Genomic DNA, 272 nt, shown 5'->3' with positions numbered 1-272 from the left:
TCCTCCGTTACACTTTAGGAGGAGACCGCCCCAGTCAAACTGCCTACCATGCACTGTCCCCGACCCGGATAACGGGCCAAGGTTAGAACCTCAAATGAACCAGGGTGGTATTTCAAGGATGGCTCCATGAGAACTGGCGTCCCCACTTCAAAGCCTCCCACCTATCCTACACAGATTGATTCAAAGTCCAATGCAAAGCTACAGTAAAGGTTCATGGGGTCTTTCCGTCTAGCCGCGGGTAGATTGCATCATCACAAACATTTCAACTTCGC

At 50.7% G+C, this 272-nt stretch carries 1 rRNA gene; it reads right to left on the bottom strand.

From position 1 onward, the window contains the following. Positions 1-272 (bottom strand): 23S ribosomal RNA (locus GCM43_RS25605); the annotation flags it as partial.

The sequence above is a fragment of the Janthinobacterium aquaticum genome (genome assembly GCF_009208565.1).
Taxonomy (GTDB): domain Bacteria; phylum Pseudomonadota; class Gammaproteobacteria; order Burkholderiales; family Burkholderiaceae_D; genus Janthinobacterium.
Note: the sequence above shows the minus strand (reverse complement) of the source record. Positions and strands in the feature narration are given on the sequence as shown.